Genomic DNA, 14,044 nt, shown 5'->3' with positions numbered 1-14,044 from the left:
CCCCGGTGCCTTTTGCTAGCTTGACCCGATCGAGAGACCGGCTCGAGACCTCGTTCAATGACACCCGAGGAGGACACATGAATAAAAGAGCGCAACGTTTGACGACCCTGGCCACGGGAGTCGTCCTCGGATTGGGGGCCGCAGGCGCCGCCTGGTCCGAAGACACCCTGAAGGACGTCATGGATCGGCGCGGCCTGACGGAGAAGGATCTTCTCGCCGCAGCAAAGACCTATGTCCCCACGGGCGGGCGCGACGAGTTCGTGGTCTTCGCCTCCGGCGGACAGTCCGGGCAGGTCATCGTCTACGGCATCCCCTCGATGCGGTTGCTGAAATATATCGGCGTCTTCACCCCCGAACCCTGGCAGGGCTACGGCTTCGACGACGAGTCCAAGGCGGTGCTCGAGCAAGGTCGCACACGCGGCAAGGATCTGGTCTACGGCGACACCCATCACCCGGCGATGTCCGAGACCGACGGCGCTTACGATGCCAAATTCGTCTTCATCAACGACAAGGCCAATCCGCGTATCGCGGTGATCGATCTGCACGACTTCGAAACCAAGCAGATCGTGGTGAACCCCTTCTTCAAATCCGCCCATGGCGGTGCCTTCGTTACGCCCAACACCGAATACGTCATGGAGGCGGCGCAATACGCGGCCCCGCTGCTCGAGGACGGTTTCGTGCCGCTCGAGGAGTTCAACGACAAATACCGCGGCGGCCTGACCTACTGGAGCTTCAATAAGGAAAAAGGCCGCATCGATCCGGAAAATTCCTTCACGCTCGAGCTCGGTCCCTACAGTCAAGATCTCTCCGACGCGGGTAAGAAGGACAGCTACGGTTGGGGCTTCACCAACTCCTTCTGTACCGAGCGTTATGTCGGTGGAATCGAGCGCGGACGTCCGCCATTCGAGGCCGGGTGCTCCTCCAAGGACACCGACTATCTGCATGTCACCAACTGGAAGAAGGCCGAGGAGCTGGTCAAGGCCGGCAAGGTGAAAAAGGAAAAGGGGATGTACTTCATCCCGCTGGAGCAGGCGATCGCCGAAGGTCTGCTCTACCTGGTGCCCGAGCCCAAGAGTCCGCACGGCGTGGATGTCACGCCGGACGGCAAATACATCATCGTCGCCGGCAAGCTCGACAGCCATGTCTCCGTCTACAGCGTCGAGAAGATCATGAAGGCCATCGAGGAAGGCAATTTCGAGGGTAAGGATCCCTACGGCGTGCCGATCATCCCGATGCAGGACGCGCTCCATACGCAGGTCAATCTGGGGCTGGGCCCGCTGCACACGCAGTTCGACTCCAAACCCTGCGTCGCCTATACCTCGCTGTATGTGGACTCGCAGGTCGCGAAGTATGACTACTGCGAAGGCAAGGTCCTCGACAAGCTGTCGATCCATTACAACATCGGTCATCTCATGACCATGGAGGGCGATACGATCAACCCGCAGGGCAAGTATCTGGTTGCCTTAAACAAGCTCTCGATCGATCGTCATCAGCCCGTCGGCCCGCTGCATCCGCAAAACCATCAGCTGATCGACATCAGCGGCGACAAGATGCAGCTCATCTACGACATGCCCTTGCCGCTCGGCGAGCCCCACTATGCCGCCGCCATTCGTGCCGAATTGCTGCAACCCGCCGTGCGCTACAAATCCGGCTGGAACAGTCGGACCGATGAACAGCACCCGAATCGGACCCGTGCCGGCCGCGAGACGACCGAGCGGACCTGCGATGCCGACGGCAAATGCACGACGCGCGTCATGGGTACTGTGATTCGCTCGCACATCACCCCCGAGATCATCGAGGCGGAGGTCGGCGACCAGGTCCATCTGCACCTCACCAACCTCGAGCGTGCCCAGGATCAGGTGCATGGCTTTGCGCTCTACGGGCAAAACGTGAACCTCTCGATCGAGCCCGGCAAGACCGCGTCGTTCAGCTTCGTCGCCGACGAGGAAGGCGTCTTCCCTTACTACTGCACGGAGTTCTGCTCCGCGTTGCATCTGGAGATGCAGGGTTATCTCCTGGTCCGTCCGAAGGGCTACCAGGCGACCGAGGTCTCGATGGTCGAAGGAACGCTGTATTCGCAAGCCGACTACGACACCCAGGTCAAGACCAACCTCGAGACCCAAGCCGTCATCGACCAGGTCGTCGCCTATATCACGGCTCGAAACTTCCAGGACTTCCCGACCGCGGTCGCGCTCGTCGAGGACGCCACCGACCAGCTCGGCTTCGCTCAGGAGTCCAAGAAGAAGTCCGAGGACGCCGCCGCCAAGGCCGACTGGCAGAACGCCATGCTCTGGGCCAATCAGTGGTGGCAATACCAGGTGAAGGCCGCCGACCTGGGCCTGCGGGCGAAGAACCTCCTGGACGAGGAGGGCGCAACGGTCAACAAGTGAAGTAGCGTCATTGACCGGGATCCCGATCCCGGTCAATGACAGCCTCTCGACATCCGCAATCGGCTAATCGCCGGAGAGTCCACGATGAACGCCTTGAAGTCCGTTCTAATCTCGATCTCGATCGCCGCGGCGACAACGGCATCCCTGCCCGTTCTCGCGATGGACGGCGCCGAGCTCTATGTCACCAAGACCTGTGTAGCCTGTCACGGCAAGGACGCCAAAACGCCCATTCTGCCCATCTATCCGAAGCTCGCGGGACAAAGCCCTGATTACGCCTACAATCAAATGGTGGACATCAAAAGCGGCGCCCGCAGCAACGGCATGACCGCAGCGATGAAGGGCGTCATGCATCTCGTCAACGAGGAAGAAATGCGAGCCATCGCGACCTGGCTGGGCACGCTGAACTAAAGGCTCGCCGCTCGGCGTCACTCGCATCACCGATCGTTTGTACGGAGCACGTATCCCCTCGCAGTGCGAGCATGTTTCATCTCAACACACAAGACATCGAAACGACTCACGCCACCTTGCGCCGCAGTGGAAGTCGTTCGAGCTCGATTCGGAGTACATCATGAATCAACGTCATCTTTTTCAAGTCGCGATCCTGGCCGCAGCCGTCGGAACAACCGGAACACTCTGGGCAGAGGAGACGAGCGACGCCGACCGCGTCCATCGCGCCGAGCCTGTGGATTGGAATAAAGGCGGAGGCGAGCAGGACGAAGCCTTGCATCTCGAGCCCGACATCGAGAACGGCATGGATGTTTACGAGGTCTGCGCTGCGTGCCATCTGCCCGAAGGCTGGGGCACACAGGATGGGACCTTCCCGCAACTCGCAGGCCAGCACCGCGGTGTGCTGATCAAGCAGATGGCGGACATCCGCGCCCAGAACCGCGACAACCCGACCATGTATCCCTTCTCGCTCCCGCAGTCGATCGGCGATGCACAGGCTCTGGCCGATGTGGTGGCCTATATCGAAAGCCTGCCGATGAACCCGGCGTGGGGAAAAGGGCCGTATGGACCCGGAACCGAGGAGTATGCGCTGGGCGAGCAGCTCTACAAGGACAACTGCGTGAAATGCCACGGCGAGGTCGGGATGGGCGACGTGGAGAAATTCTATCCGCGCATCAACGGCCAGCATTACGCCTACATGGTCCGCCAGTTCGAATGGATCCGTGACCACAAGCGCCGCAATGCGAACCCGGAGATGGTCGAGCAGATCAAGAACTTCTCCGACAAGGATATGCAGGCGGTCATCAGCTACACCTCCTGGCAACCGGTACCCGAGGAGCAGTTGGCCGACTCGGTCGATTGGAAGAACCCGGACTTCGAGTGATCCGGACAGGATCCCGATTCGGATCCAGCGTTCGGCCGGCCTCATCGATGCGGCGCATTCCGGATCCCGAGATCCGCAGCCTGATTCCGATCGCGTGACACCGCTGCGGCGGTGTCGCGTATCGGCTCAACGTTCCTCGCTTCAGCTGTCGCCGGCCGGACCGATGCCGAAGACTCCTCCACGCAACACACGCGCATGGCCGTATCCATCATGAGCAATACATCGAGTGTCTCCATTTCGGATCGGCGCACGCCGTTGATCTTCGGTCTGAGCCTGATCGGACTGATCTTGCTCGGCGCCATCTATTTCGTTCCCATCTGGTGGGTCTCGTTGACCGCACCCAACTATCCGCCCGAGTCCTTTCCGGACGGCGTACGCATCCATTTCCACATGAACGGCGTCTTCAACGGCTGCCAAAAGGTCGAGAAGTCGGAGATCACCGAGGACGAGGCGCTCAATTGTGTCCACGAAATGGACACCATCAATCACTACGTCGGCATGTACCCCATCTCGGCCGGCGGCGTCGTCGAGCGGGCCTTCGCGCCCTTTCTGCTGTCCATGCTCGGCGTCATGATCGTCGGATTCGCCATCCCCGGTTCCAAGACCCGATTGGCGGTCATGGGCGCGGGGTTTGCGCTGATCGTCGGCTGGATGACGATGACCTTCTACACGGCCGATGGGCTCAAGCTGAACAGCCAAGGCTATCTGAGCGCACTGGCGTTCGCACTCGATCAAGAGACTGCAACGCCCGAAGCTGAAAAGGGCCTGTCACCGGCAGAGGCACTGATCGCCCAGATGAAGGCGTCGTTGGAGGGGGATGCGGAACCGGAGGCCGACTCGGGTGTTCCGGACATCGACATCGCCGGCGAGCCGGACAAGGCAGCACTTGCCGCAAGCCTGCGCGGTGCCTTCGAACGCGATCAGGCCAAACAGCCCGCCGGCGAGCGCTTGGAGTGGACCGGCAGCGGCCATCAGTTGCTCACCTGGCACTACGGCAAAAGCCTCGGGCGCTATTTCAACAATCCCGAAGAGATCCGGCCCATGGTGGGCATCATGAGCACGGCCGCCCATGTCGTCTTCTGGGGGATCATCGGGGCCATGCTGCTGCTGCTCTGGGGTGCGCGCCGCGCGCAAGGTCCGCTCTATTGGCTCTTGATCATCGCACCGATTGCGCTGCCGCTGATCTTCATCCTGGACTATTCCGCCTGGCTCTGGTGGTACGGCCACAACATGAATGCGATGGGCGCCTTCACGGTGAAGCCCTTCATGCCGACCGTCTTCGGCGACGGCAAGGTCGCCCAGTTCGGGACCCATTCCTATCCCTACTGGGGCTTCGGCCTGATGCTGCTGCTCTCGGTCGTGCTGGCGGCCGCGACCCTGCTGCGACGCAAGCAGATCAAGTCGTCGGCATGAGCCCAAGCTCAACCGTAGGATGGGTAGAGCGACAGCGAAACCCATCCATCCCACGCCAAGGGCATCGGACAGGAACCCGGCATCGCGGCAGTTTGGAGGATGGGTTTCGCTGCGCTCTACCCATCCTACGATTTCGGCCCTGGTTGGCAGGGGCTGCCTTGCTCCTGATCCCTGTATGGGCCGGGGCCGCCTACCCGCCGCTGCAGCCTCTGGTCGACGCCGCCGAAGCGGGCTCGGTGCTGACGCCGGAGCCCGGCATCTACGCCGGACCCGTGCGCGTGGACAAGCCCCTGACCATCGACGGTCGCGATCAGGTGACGATCGACGGCGGCGGCAAAGGCACCGTGGTCCTGCTCGAGACCGACGGGGCGACGCTTCGGAACCTGCATCTCACCAACTCGGGCAGCTCGCACAACGATCTGGATTCGGGCGTGCAGGTCCGGGGCAAGTTCAACGTGATCAGTGACAACCGCATCGACAACGCCCTGTTCGGCGTCGATCTGCAACAGTCCGAGAACAACATCGTGCGGCGGAACCACATCTCGTCCAAGCCGGTCGATCTAGGTGTGCGGGGCGATGCGATCCGGCTTTGGTACAGCTTCAACAACCAGGTGACCGACAACGTCATCCGCGATGCCCGCGACACCGTGGTCTGGTACTCGCGCGACAACCTGATTGCACGCAACGACGCGCGCGGCGGGCGCTATTCGCTCCATTTCATGTACTCCCAGACCAACCGGGTCGAGGGCAACCATTACGAGAACAACACGGTCGGGGTCTTCCTGATGTACAGCGATGGCATCGTTGTGCGCAACAACCTGATCGCCAATGCCACCGGCACGACCGGCATCGGGATCGGTTTCAAGGAGACCTCGGACGTGGTCATCGAGGGCAACCGCATCCTCTATTGCGCCGAGGGCCTGTATCTGGACGTCTCGCCCTACCAGCCCGGCAGCATCAACCATTTTCGCGACAACCTGATCGCCTACAACGGTATCGGGATCCGTTTCATCAATGACTGGCAGGGCAACGTCCTGACCGGAAATCGCTTCAAGGGCAACACGACTCAGGTCGTAGTGGAGGGCGGCAAGACCGCCAACCGCAACACCTGGGACGGCAACTACTGGGACGACTACGAGGGATTCGACCGCAACGACGACGGCGTCGGCGACTCGCCGCATGCCATTCAAGCCTTCGCCGATCGGCTCTGGATGGACGTGCCTCCGGCGCAGTTCTTCAAGGGGTCCCCGATGCTCGAGGTCATCGATTTCCTCGAGCGCCTCGCCCCCTTTACGACTCCGGATCTTCTGGTGCGCGACGAGCATCCGCTCTGGGACGCCGATACCGAGGTCGTGCTCGCCGTACCGCAAGCCGGATTGGCGGGCGATGCGGATTGGGAGCTGGATCCGGACGCGGAGCCCGAGGCGCCTGCCCCGGATGCTGCACCGGGCGGCTATGACGCCTACGAGGCGTTGCGCCGCTCGCTCGGGAGGGATTGAGAGGTGAAGCGAACATGAAAGAGAAACCGACGACCCAACCGAAGACGAAGCAGAAACCGAAGCGCAAGACCAAGAAGCTGCGCGAGCAGGGACGACGTGAGTTTCTGCGCAGCACCGCCCTCCTCGTCGGGATGGTCGGGGCCTCGCTCGTCGGGCTCATCCCGCTGGTCGGACAGGCCAACGCGCGTCTGCGTCCGCCGGGCGCACTCAAGGATCGGCTCGACGAGCAGGAATTTCTCTCGGCCTGCATCAAGTGCGGCCAGTGCGTGCAGGTCTGTCCGGTCGAAGCGATCAAGCTGGCCGACATCAACGACGGTGTCGGGATCGGTGTGCCCTACATCGAGGCCCGCGACCAGGCCTGCGACTTCTCCTGCGACGGGCTGCAATGCGTGCTGGCCTGTCCGACCGGTGCGCTGACCCACGACATCGACTATCCGGCCGAGACGCGGATGGGATTTGCGCGACTCGCCCGGCCCGGCCGCTGTCTCGCCGTGCGCGGTCAGCCCTTCAAAGGCGCGGCGCGCGGCGAGGATCACCCCGCATTGCTGCGCTTCGAGTCCGTCGACCGCTGGAATCCGATCCCGCTGGCCGAGCATCCGTTCGACCTGCCCCTGTGCGATCTGTGTGTCCGACTCTGCCCGATCGAGATCCGCATCGCCCAATGCGAGGCCGGCACGCCACCCTCGGGCGATCCCAATCAGTGCCCGCCCTTGCATGCCATCCGGATGCAGCCGATGCCGAACGGCCGCGGCACGATCCCGGTGATCGAAGACGGATGCGTCGGGTGCGGGGTTTGCGAGATGGTCTGTCCGGCCGAGCCCACCGCCATCGTCGTGGACATCCATCGGAGCGCCGACTTCCAATGAGCTATTTCGTCGATTCGCTGCGTCAGTTGGTTGGGCTCAAGCCGGTCAAGCCTGCACCCGAGCAGATCCCGATCCCGATCCAGTTGATCTATAAAGAGAAGCGCAAAACGCCGCTGACCCGCGAGGCGCTGGAGGCGGTCGAGGCCGGCCACGCGCGTAGCCCGAGCCGCCACAAATGGCGCAATCGCCGCTGGATCACCTTGATCGTGGTGAACCTGCTGTTCGTCGTGTCCTACGTGCTCGACGTGCAGTTGGTCGAGGGCGCGCTGACCGCCTCGCGCGTCATCGGCTTTCACCTGGCCGATCTGAACTCCGCGCTGCAGGTCACGCTCGCCTACAAGCACATCGTCATCAATCTGCTGATCGGCACCCTGACCGTCCTGGTGCTCTGGATCCTGCTCGGCGGGCGGACCTTCTGCTCCTGGGTCTGCCCCTATCACCTGGTCGCGGAATGGGCCGAGTCGCTGCATCTGTGGCTCGCCAAACGCGGCTGGGCGATCGACATCCAGTTCCATCGCACCGTGCGGGCGGTCTTCTACGTCATCTTCGCCCTGCTTGCCCTGCTGACCGGCTACACCGTCTTCGAGACCATCTCCCCGACCGGGATCCTCAGCCGCGCGCTCATCTACGGGCCCGGCCTGGCGCTGCTCTGGATCCTCGCCCTGCTGGCCTTCGAGGTACTGCTCTCGCGCCGGGCCTGGTGTCGCTATGTCTGCCCGATCGGCATCACCTACGGTCTCGTCGGTGTCATCTCGCCGCTGCGCGTGCAGTACAACATGCAGAGCTGCCACCACGAGGGCGACTGTCGGAAGATCTGCATGGTGCCGCATGTGCTCGATGTCACCATCCGCGGTCGGGCAACGGGGCTCACCACCGACATCGGCGCCGATTGCACCCGCTGCGGTCTCTGCGTCGACGTCTGTCCGACCAGCTCGCTGAGCTTCAAATTCAAGGGACTGGAGAAGGCCCTATGATCCGTTTCGAGCAGGTCAGCAAACGCTTCCGTCGTCAGACCGTTCTGAAGGGGATCGACCTCGTCATCGAGCGCGGACATCGCGTCGCCCTGGTCGGCTCCAACGGGGCCGGCAAGACCACGCTCATCCGCTGTCTGCTCGGAGAGTATGTCTGTCAGGGCAAGGTCCGCATCGATGCCCTGGACCCCCGCGAGCACCGACGCGAGGTGCTCGGCAAAATCGGCTTCGTGCCGCAGCTGCCGCCGCCGCTCAAGATGCCGGTCGGTCAGTTGATCCAGTTTGCCTCCGGGGTCTGCGGCGCGGATCCACGCCGCATGGAGGCGGTCGCGACACGGCTCGGGCTGGATGCGAAGGCGTTTCGGCACCAGCCCTTCGTGAAGCTCTCGGGCGGCCAAAAGCAGAAGCTCTTGATCAGCATCGCCCTGGGTCGGGATACCGAGCTGCTGGTCATGGACGAGCCCGCCGCCAACCTGGACCCCGACGCGCGGCACATCTTCTTCGAGCTGCTGGCCGAGCGCCAGGACAAGGTCGCCATGCTCATCTCCAGTCACCGTCTCGACGAGGTCGCCGCACTCGTGAACCGAGTCATCGAGATGGACCAGGGCCTGATCGTGCTCGACGATCGCGTCGCGGACCTGGTCGATCTCACCAGCCGCCTGCGCTGCCGCCTGGTCCTGACCCGTGCCGACGATGCCTTCGCGCGTGCGGTCACGCCGTGGGGTCTGCGCAGCAACGATCAGGGCATCACCTGGGACGGCTGGGTCGCCGGAGCGGACCGACTGCGGTTCCTCGGGCTCTTGTCGCGTTACGCCGCGCTGCTTGATTCCATCCGCTTGGATGCGGCGAGCGAGCCGGAGTTGGCGGAGGTGCGTTATGCGTGAACCGCGTCCGGCAGGATATGGATCGGTTTCGCACGGGCGCTTCGTCCGCGGCGATCAACAGGCGTCGCAGTCGACGCGGTTCAGAGATTCTTTGGTGGTTGTGCTTGCGCTCCTCCTCGCCGGCTGCGGCGGTGATCCGGGTCAGGGACCTGTCGAGGTGAAATGGGACCGTGATGCGTGCGAGCGTTGCCGCATGATCCTCTCGGACCGTCTGCACTCCGCTCAGGTGCGTGTCCCGACACCGGACGGTCGCTCGCGCGTCTATCGCTTCGACGATATCGGATGCGCGCTGATCTGGCTCGAAGAGCATGCCGAGCGCGACGACTCCGCCACCGAGATCTGGGTGAACGACTGGCGCACCGGCGACTGGATCGATGCGCGCACCGCGACCTATCTCCGTGGCCAGGTCACGCCGATGGAATACGGACTCGGCGCCCAACCCGAGCCCGCGCCGGACGGGCTCGACTTCGCGCAGACCAAGGCGCACATCTTCGACGTCGAAGCCCGCTTCAATGTCCACGGCGGACATCTGGACGCCGACACGGCGTCGCCCGGCGCGGCATCGGTTCAGATCCCGCCGGCGGATCCTATTCCGGCGCCCGAGCAGCCGCATGACCACGCCGAGTGAACCCTTGATGGAGTCCCGAGACCATGCGTGAATTCTGGCTGACCGCCCAAACCGATCTCCTCGAGTCGTTCCGGGCCAAGTGGTTCGTCGCCTACACGCTCGTCTTCGGCGGGCTGGTGGTCCTGCTGTTCGCCTTCGGGCTGACCGAGTCGCGGATCATGGGCTTTACCGGCCTGTCCCGCCTGATGGTGACTTATATCCAGCTCGCCATGGCCATCCTGCCGGTCTTCGTGCTCATCACGACGGTCCGCTCGGTGGCCGGAGACCGCGAGGCCGGCGTCTACGAATATCTGCTCTCGCTGCCCATCGGTCTGGCGCCCTGGTACTGGGGCAAGCTCGCGGGGCGTTTCCTGGTCGTCTTCCTGCCCGTGTTCCTCGCGATGGTCGGCGCCATCGTCTGGGGATCGGTCAAAGGGGCCGAGGTGCCCTGGGTGCTCTTCATCTGGTACACGGCACTGCTGATGGCGCTCGCCTGGTGTTTCCTGGGCATCGGGATGCTGCTCTCGACCCTCAACCGCTCGGCCGATGTGGCCCAAGCGTCCGCCTTCGTGGTCTGGCTGACGCTCCTGCTGTTCCTGGATCTCATCCTGCTCGGCACCCTGATCCGCAATCAGATCCCGCCCGAGACGGTCGTCGGCATCGCCTTGGCCAATCCCATGCAGGTCTTCCGCACCGCGGCCATGCTCCTGCTCGACTCGCAGCTGGTCATGCTCGGCCCCTCCGCCTACGTCATCCTCGACAACTTCGGGCAGGCCGGATACATGGCCTACGCCATCGTCTACCCGATGCTGGTCGGCACCGCGTGCGCCTTCGGCGGTTACCTGCTCTTCCGTCGGGGCGACCTACCGTAAGACCTCGTCGCGCATGAGACTCGTACGGGCGCGGCGGGATGTCATCCCGACACCCGCCGAGCACAGGTCAATTGACCGAGGCAAACTGCAACGGTGCACCGGAGCGATCGAAGGCCAGATAGGTGCCGACCTGCCCGATCCGCACGGACTCGACCATCCGATCAAGCGCCTCCTCCACCGCGAGCGGGGTCGGCTCGCGATTCGCGACCCCGGGTAGGGCGGCCACGAAGAACACCGCCCAGTCGTCGATATTTCCGTCGGCCTCCTCCACAAAGGCCGAGAAACCACCGATCTCATGCGGCGCCTTGTCCACGCAGACGACCGGCGCCAGATGCCCGCCTTGGCCGGCCTTGTAGTGCTCCGCCTGCTCGGGCGTATGACCCTCCGGAAGCTCGTTGCGCGTGAACACGAAGAGCAATTGCTGGGGCTCGGGCTGCCGCCGAGCCAGGTGCAGAAAATCGTCGAATGACGCCAGCTCGATAGTCTTCATCGTTGTTGTGATGACCTCGCCTCTTTGGTGGTACTTGATCCGATGCTGTCGACCGGCCATCCGGCGACTGACTCGAGCCAAAGACTCGGCGTGCATCAGTCTCTTACGCACGAATAACCAACCGCAGAAGTCAGAGTATCGACCTCGAGGCCAACAGCGTCAATTCACCCCGAAGGCTGATCCGGATCCGACGCCATCGCGCCATCAAGCCATCACGAGATAGTCGTATGCCCAGGGACCACAGCGACTCTCCAGCCGCTTGACGATGCGTCGCTGCATCGCCGATGTGTCGTTCTGCCCGGCGATATAGAAGGGCTTGCCGTCCTTCCCGAAGGTGAAAGACACCGGGCAGGCGCCGGCATCGATGTCGCCGAAGATCAACCGAGCAATGCGATAATCTGCGTGCGGCTCGAAGCCGAGGTCCTTGGCATAGGCCAATGCGTCCTCGACCAGCTTGCGAGCACAGCTCGGATCCCGGGCCTCGGCCGATTCCGTCGGATTCCCTCGGATGCGGGCCAGGACGGTCGAATACCCGGCCGCATCGACAATCTTGTACAAGACGTTTTTGACGCCCAGACAAAACACATCCACCAGGATCCCGGCTACGGCATAGCGCCCATCCGGAAGACTCCGGTTCACCCAGACGGTGCCGATGCCCAGCTCGAAGAGGTTCGACGGGACAAAGATATCCGCGATCGGCGCCCGGCCCACGTTGGCCCAGACGCGCGCCGCCGACAGGGCGCCCGGTAGCCCTGCAGACGCCGGCTTGGTCTGCCGGCGCTTCAGCTCCCGCTTGGCCCGCGTCTTCTGCAACGCCTTCTGATCGAGCGCTATCGATGGTCCTCGTGGTTTTTCGTTGATGGATGATTCGCCGGATCGTCCTGCATGATGGGCGTTGCAGGGTTGCGTGAAATGCACCTGCAAACCTTGGCGGGTCACAAAGTCCATCAGCGAGCGCGACCAGCGGCCCGGTATCCACCAGGATCACCGCTGGCGCTTCCGGCGGATCGGATCCGCGACCGCGGTCTTGGCCTCGCGTGCCGGTGCGCCCGCATCGCCGCCCGAGCCAAGATCAGGTCACGGTAGATGTAGTAGCGCTTGCGGTCGGCTTGTTCCGCGGCTTGTGCCGCGTAGGTTTGCAGGCCGCGCTTCGGCACCTCGGAGATCAACAGCCCGGTGAGGCTGCGCAGATACCCCAAGGTCATTTCAGCCTCATCGTCGAGCCGGACGGTTCTCGTACCCACGGTCACTCTCATTCCGGGTCGTGTGGATCATGCCGCGTGGCACCAGTCGCGACGGCTGCTACCTCACACGCGGCTCCAGCGGCCTGCAAATACGGACGGTATTAAAACGGCGAGGCCAAGGCAACGCCCCGGGTAAGAGGAAGGATCGGCGAACAGGGATTCAGCAGACAGCGTCTGCAAAATCTCGATGGGGCTTGAGAGATTCGCCAGACCCAAGAGCCGGCGACCTTGCGAATGACGGCAGCGTCGAAACCTACGCCAGCGTTTGGGATGCCATCGCCGACACCCCGGCGGAGGCCGCCAACCTGAAGCTCCGCTCCGAGCTGATGGACCAGATCACCGCCATCATCGCTTCACGCGGATGAACCCGGAACGAGGCCGCGATGCGCTGCGGGGTGACCCAGTCTCGGATGAACAATTTGCTGCGCGGACGCATTTCGCGCTTCTCGCTCGATGCCTTGGTCGATCTCGCGGCGGCACTCGGGATGCGTGTCGCGGTTCGGCTGGAGGCGGCCTGATTGTTGGCGAGGGCTTCGCAGGCGCGCTCCGTGTGCGATCGAGGGCGCTACCAACAGGTGCAGGTTGTTGATCATAAGCACGTAATTCTTCAGCCGGCAGCGCACACGCACCAGCGCCTCTCGCAGCCAGCCGCAGTGAGCGAGGCGGTCATGGCTGTCGAAGAAGCAGGGCGCGCGGTGTCGGCTTGAGCGCCGTGTTAGCCCTTACCTAGTTCCAGTTGACTGACGACATCAGCCAACGACGCCGAAGCCGCTGTACCTTCCGCTTCCTTGGCACTGCGGAGATCTTGCAAATCCTGATAGTCTTCGAGAGCTTCTGCGACGGCGCGAAACTCCTCAATGGGAAGGACGACGTACTCTTCGGAGCCTTCCTGCCCTATAAACTGAGGATGCAGGTTCATGGATCACCTCTTGGCGTAAACGTGCTTTCGGTGCGTCACGCGGTACACAACAACCGTAGCTTCTTCAACCTCAAAAAGCACCCTGTAGTCGCCAAAGCGGAGCCGATACTCAGGCGTGAAATTGGCAAGCCGCTTGATGTTTCCGGTCAATCCGTTTTCCAGTTCAGCGAGCTTCGCGGCAATTCGCTCGGCTTCTTGTTTTTCAAGGCCGCGTAGATCCTTTATTGCCTGAGGCTTTAGTTCGACCTTCATATGCGGTCCGCGTAGTGTCGGGTTTTTCTCTTATCAGCTACGTGTTCCAGGATTGCGCGCATGTTTTCCTGTACTAGACCGCATTCAGTCTAGTACCCAGGAGCCTTCAAAGGTGGCGTCGCGAGACCCCTCGCAGGACGTGCTTGACAGCCATAGGCGCACCCTGGAGAGCAAGACACAAAAAAGCCGAACCCCTGGATCTCTCCAGGCAGTGAGTGCGGTCAGCGATTTTGATGGTTTCGCGATCAAGTTGCGTGATAGGGGTCGGCGAAGCGCTCCCCCGGTCTCGCGCGGCCGGGGTGTGGGC

At 62.8% G+C, this 14,044-nt stretch carries 16 protein-coding genes and 1 pseudogene; 12 read left to right on the top strand and 5 right to left on the bottom strand.

Features of this window, described 5'->3' with window-relative positions; translation table 11 throughout:
- Positions 1 to 77: 77 nt before the first annotated feature.
- From nosZ to BLV04_RS21730, 10 genes are all read left to right on the top strand, one after another.
- Complete coding sequence (gene nosZ, locus BLV04_RS21775) at positions 78 to 2,390, top strand: Sec-dependent nitrous-oxide reductase (RefSeq protein WP_093037652.1); 2,313 nt, start codon at positions 78 to 80, stop codon at positions 2,388 to 2,390.
- 84 nt (positions 2,391 to 2,474) lie between these two features.
- Positions 2,475 to 2,798: a c-type cytochrome gene (locus BLV04_RS21770; protein ID WP_093037649.1), complete on the top strand. Its 324-nt coding sequence runs from the start codon at positions 2,475 to 2,477 to the stop codon at positions 2,796 to 2,798.
- A 160-nt stretch (positions 2,799 to 2,958) separates the two neighbouring features.
- Positions 2,959 to 3,720, top strand: coding sequence for a c-type cytochrome (locus tag BLV04_RS21765; RefSeq protein ID WP_093037646.1), 762 nt, complete (start codon positions 2,959 to 2,961; stop codon positions 3,718 to 3,720).
- Between the two features lie 210 nt (positions 3,721 to 3,930).
- A complete protein-coding gene (locus BLV04_RS21760; RefSeq protein WP_245731992.1) occupies positions 3,931 to 5,133 on the top strand; it encodes a hypothetical protein in 1,203 nt (400 codons plus the stop codon).
- 158 nt (positions 5,134 to 5,291) lie between these two features.
- On the top strand, positions 5,292 to 6,632 hold the full coding sequence (gene nosD, locus BLV04_RS21755) for a nitrous oxide reductase family maturation protein NosD (protein WP_217633770.1): 1,341 nt from the start codon (positions 5,292 to 5,294) through the stop codon (positions 6,630 to 6,632).
- 14 nt (positions 6,633 to 6,646) lie between these two features.
- Positions 6,647 to 7,498 (top strand): 4Fe-4S binding protein, encoded by an 852-nt coding sequence (locus tag BLV04_RS21750; RefSeq protein WP_093037635.1) that lies wholly within the window; start codon positions 6,647 to 6,649, stop codon positions 7,496 to 7,498.
- Positions 7,495 to 8,472 (top strand): NapH/MauN family ferredoxin-type protein, encoded by a 978-nt coding sequence (locus tag BLV04_RS21745; protein WP_093037632.1) that lies wholly within the window; start codon positions 7,495 to 7,497, stop codon positions 8,470 to 8,472. Before BLV04_RS21750 ends, BLV04_RS21745 begins: the two co-directional genes overlap by 4 nt.
- Positions 8,469 to 9,353, top strand: a complete 885-nt coding sequence (locus BLV04_RS21740; protein WP_093037629.1) for an ABC transporter ATP-binding protein — start codon at positions 8,469 to 8,471, stop codon at positions 9,351 to 9,353. Before BLV04_RS21745 ends, BLV04_RS21740 begins: the two co-directional genes overlap by 4 nt.
- Positions 9,310 to 9,981 (top strand): nitrous oxide reductase accessory protein NosL, encoded by a 672-nt coding sequence (locus tag BLV04_RS21735; protein WP_342721922.1) that lies wholly within the window; start codon positions 9,310 to 9,312, stop codon positions 9,979 to 9,981. The genes BLV04_RS21740 and BLV04_RS21735 overlap by 44 nt, the downstream gene beginning before the upstream one ends.
- Before the next feature lie 23 nt (positions 9,982 to 10,004).
- Entirely contained in the window at positions 10,005 to 10,832 is an 828-nt protein-coding gene (locus BLV04_RS21730) for an ABC transporter permease (protein ID WP_093037605.1), read from the top strand.
- A 67-nt stretch (positions 10,833 to 10,899) separates the two neighbouring features.
- Here the strand turns inward: BLV04_RS21730 and BLV04_RS21725 are convergent, their stop codons facing one another.
- The 3 genes from BLV04_RS21725 to BLV04_RS21715 all read right to left on the bottom strand — a co-directional run bounded on the left by BLV04_RS21725 (position 10,900) and on the right by BLV04_RS21715 (position 12,566).
- Positions 10,900 to 11,322 carry a hypothetical protein gene (locus BLV04_RS21725; protein WP_217633769.1) on the bottom strand — a complete coding sequence of 141 codons (423 nt, stop codon included), beginning with the start codon at positions 11,320 to 11,322 and terminating at the stop codon, positions 10,900 to 10,902.
- A gap of 204 nt (positions 11,323 to 11,526) precedes the next feature.
- On the bottom strand, positions 11,527 to 12,135 hold the full coding sequence (locus BLV04_RS21720; protein WP_245731990.1) for a hypothetical protein: 609 nt from the start codon (positions 12,133 to 12,135) through the stop codon (positions 11,527 to 11,529).
- A gap of 134 nt (positions 12,136 to 12,269) precedes the next feature.
- Positions 12,270 to 12,566, bottom strand: a complete 297-nt coding sequence (locus BLV04_RS21715; RefSeq protein WP_245731989.1) for a hypothetical protein — start codon at positions 12,564 to 12,566, stop codon at positions 12,270 to 12,272.
- Between the two features lie 194 nt (positions 12,567 to 12,760).
- Between BLV04_RS21715 and BLV04_RS25765 the strand changes: the two genes are divergently transcribed.
- Positions 12,761 to 12,931 (top strand): hypothetical protein, encoded by a 171-nt coding sequence (locus BLV04_RS25765; RefSeq protein WP_245731988.1) that lies wholly within the window; start codon positions 12,761 to 12,763, stop codon positions 12,929 to 12,931.
- A 12-nt stretch (positions 12,932 to 12,943) separates the two neighbouring features.
- Positions 12,944 to 13,084, top strand: a pseudogene (locus BLV04_RS25760) (XRE family transcriptional regulator); the annotation flags it as partial.
- 197 nt (positions 13,085 to 13,281) lie between these two features.
- Here BLV04_RS25760 and BLV04_RS21700 read toward each other — a convergent pair.
- On the bottom strand, positions 13,282 to 13,485 hold the full coding sequence (locus BLV04_RS21700; protein WP_093037599.1) for a prevent-host-death family protein: 204 nt from the start codon (positions 13,483 to 13,485) through the stop codon (positions 13,282 to 13,284).
- 3 nt (positions 13,486 to 13,488) lie between these two features.
- Complete coding sequence (locus tag BLV04_RS21695; protein ID WP_093037596.1) at positions 13,489 to 13,737, bottom strand: type II toxin-antitoxin system RelE family toxin; 249 nt, start codon at positions 13,735 to 13,737, stop codon at positions 13,489 to 13,491.
- Between the last annotated feature and the right edge of the window lie 307 nt (positions 13,738 to 14,044).

The organism is Thiocapsa roseopersicina, assembly GCF_900106925.1.
In the GTDB taxonomy this organism is placed as follows: Bacteria; Pseudomonadota; Gammaproteobacteria; order Chromatiales; family Chromatiaceae; genus Thiocapsa; species Thiocapsa roseopersicina.
Note: the sequence above shows the minus strand (reverse complement) of the source record. Positions and strands in the feature narration are given on the sequence as shown.

Coding starts and splice junctions, on each gene's coding strand:
- BLV04_RS21750 (WP_093037635.1), top strand. CDS start 6,647: ATGAAAGAGAAACCGACGACCCAACCGAAGACGAAGCAGAAACCGAAG.
- BLV04_RS21730 (WP_093037605.1), top strand. CDS start 10,005: ATGCGTGAATTCTGGCTGACCGCCCAAACCGATCTCCTCGAGTCGTTC.
- BLV04_RS21735 (WP_342721922.1), top strand. CDS start 9,310: ATGCGGCGAGCGAGCCGGAGTTGGCGGAGGTGCGTTATGCGTGAACCG.
- BLV04_RS21740 (WP_093037629.1), top strand. CDS start 8,469: ATGATCCGTTTCGAGCAGGTCAGCAAACGCTTCCGTCGTCAGACCGTT.
- BLV04_RS21700 (WP_093037599.1), bottom strand. CDS start 13,485: ATGAACCTGCATCCTCAGTTTATAGGGCAGGAAGGCTCCGAAGAGTAC.
- BLV04_RS21760 (WP_245731992.1), top strand. CDS start 3,931: ATGAGCAATACATCGAGTGTCTCCATTTCGGATCGGCGCACGCCGTTG.
- BLV04_RS21695 (WP_093037596.1), bottom strand. CDS start 13,737: ATGAAGGTCGAACTAAAGCCTCAGGCAATAAAGGATCTACGCGGCCTT.
- BLV04_RS21725 (WP_217633769.1), bottom strand. CDS start 11,322: ATGAAGACTATCGAGCTGGCGTCATTCGACGATTTTCTGCACCTGGCT.
- BLV04_RS21745 (WP_093037632.1), top strand. CDS start 7,495: ATGAGCTATTTCGTCGATTCGCTGCGTCAGTTGGTTGGGCTCAAGCCG.
- BLV04_RS21765 (WP_093037646.1), top strand. CDS start 2,959: ATGAATCAACGTCATCTTTTTCAAGTCGCGATCCTGGCCGCAGCCGTC.
- BLV04_RS21770 (WP_093037649.1), top strand. CDS start 2,475: ATGAACGCCTTGAAGTCCGTTCTAATCTCGATCTCGATCGCCGCGGCG.
- nosZ (WP_093037652.1), top strand. CDS start 78: ATGAATAAAAGAGCGCAACGTTTGACGACCCTGGCCACGGGAGTCGTC.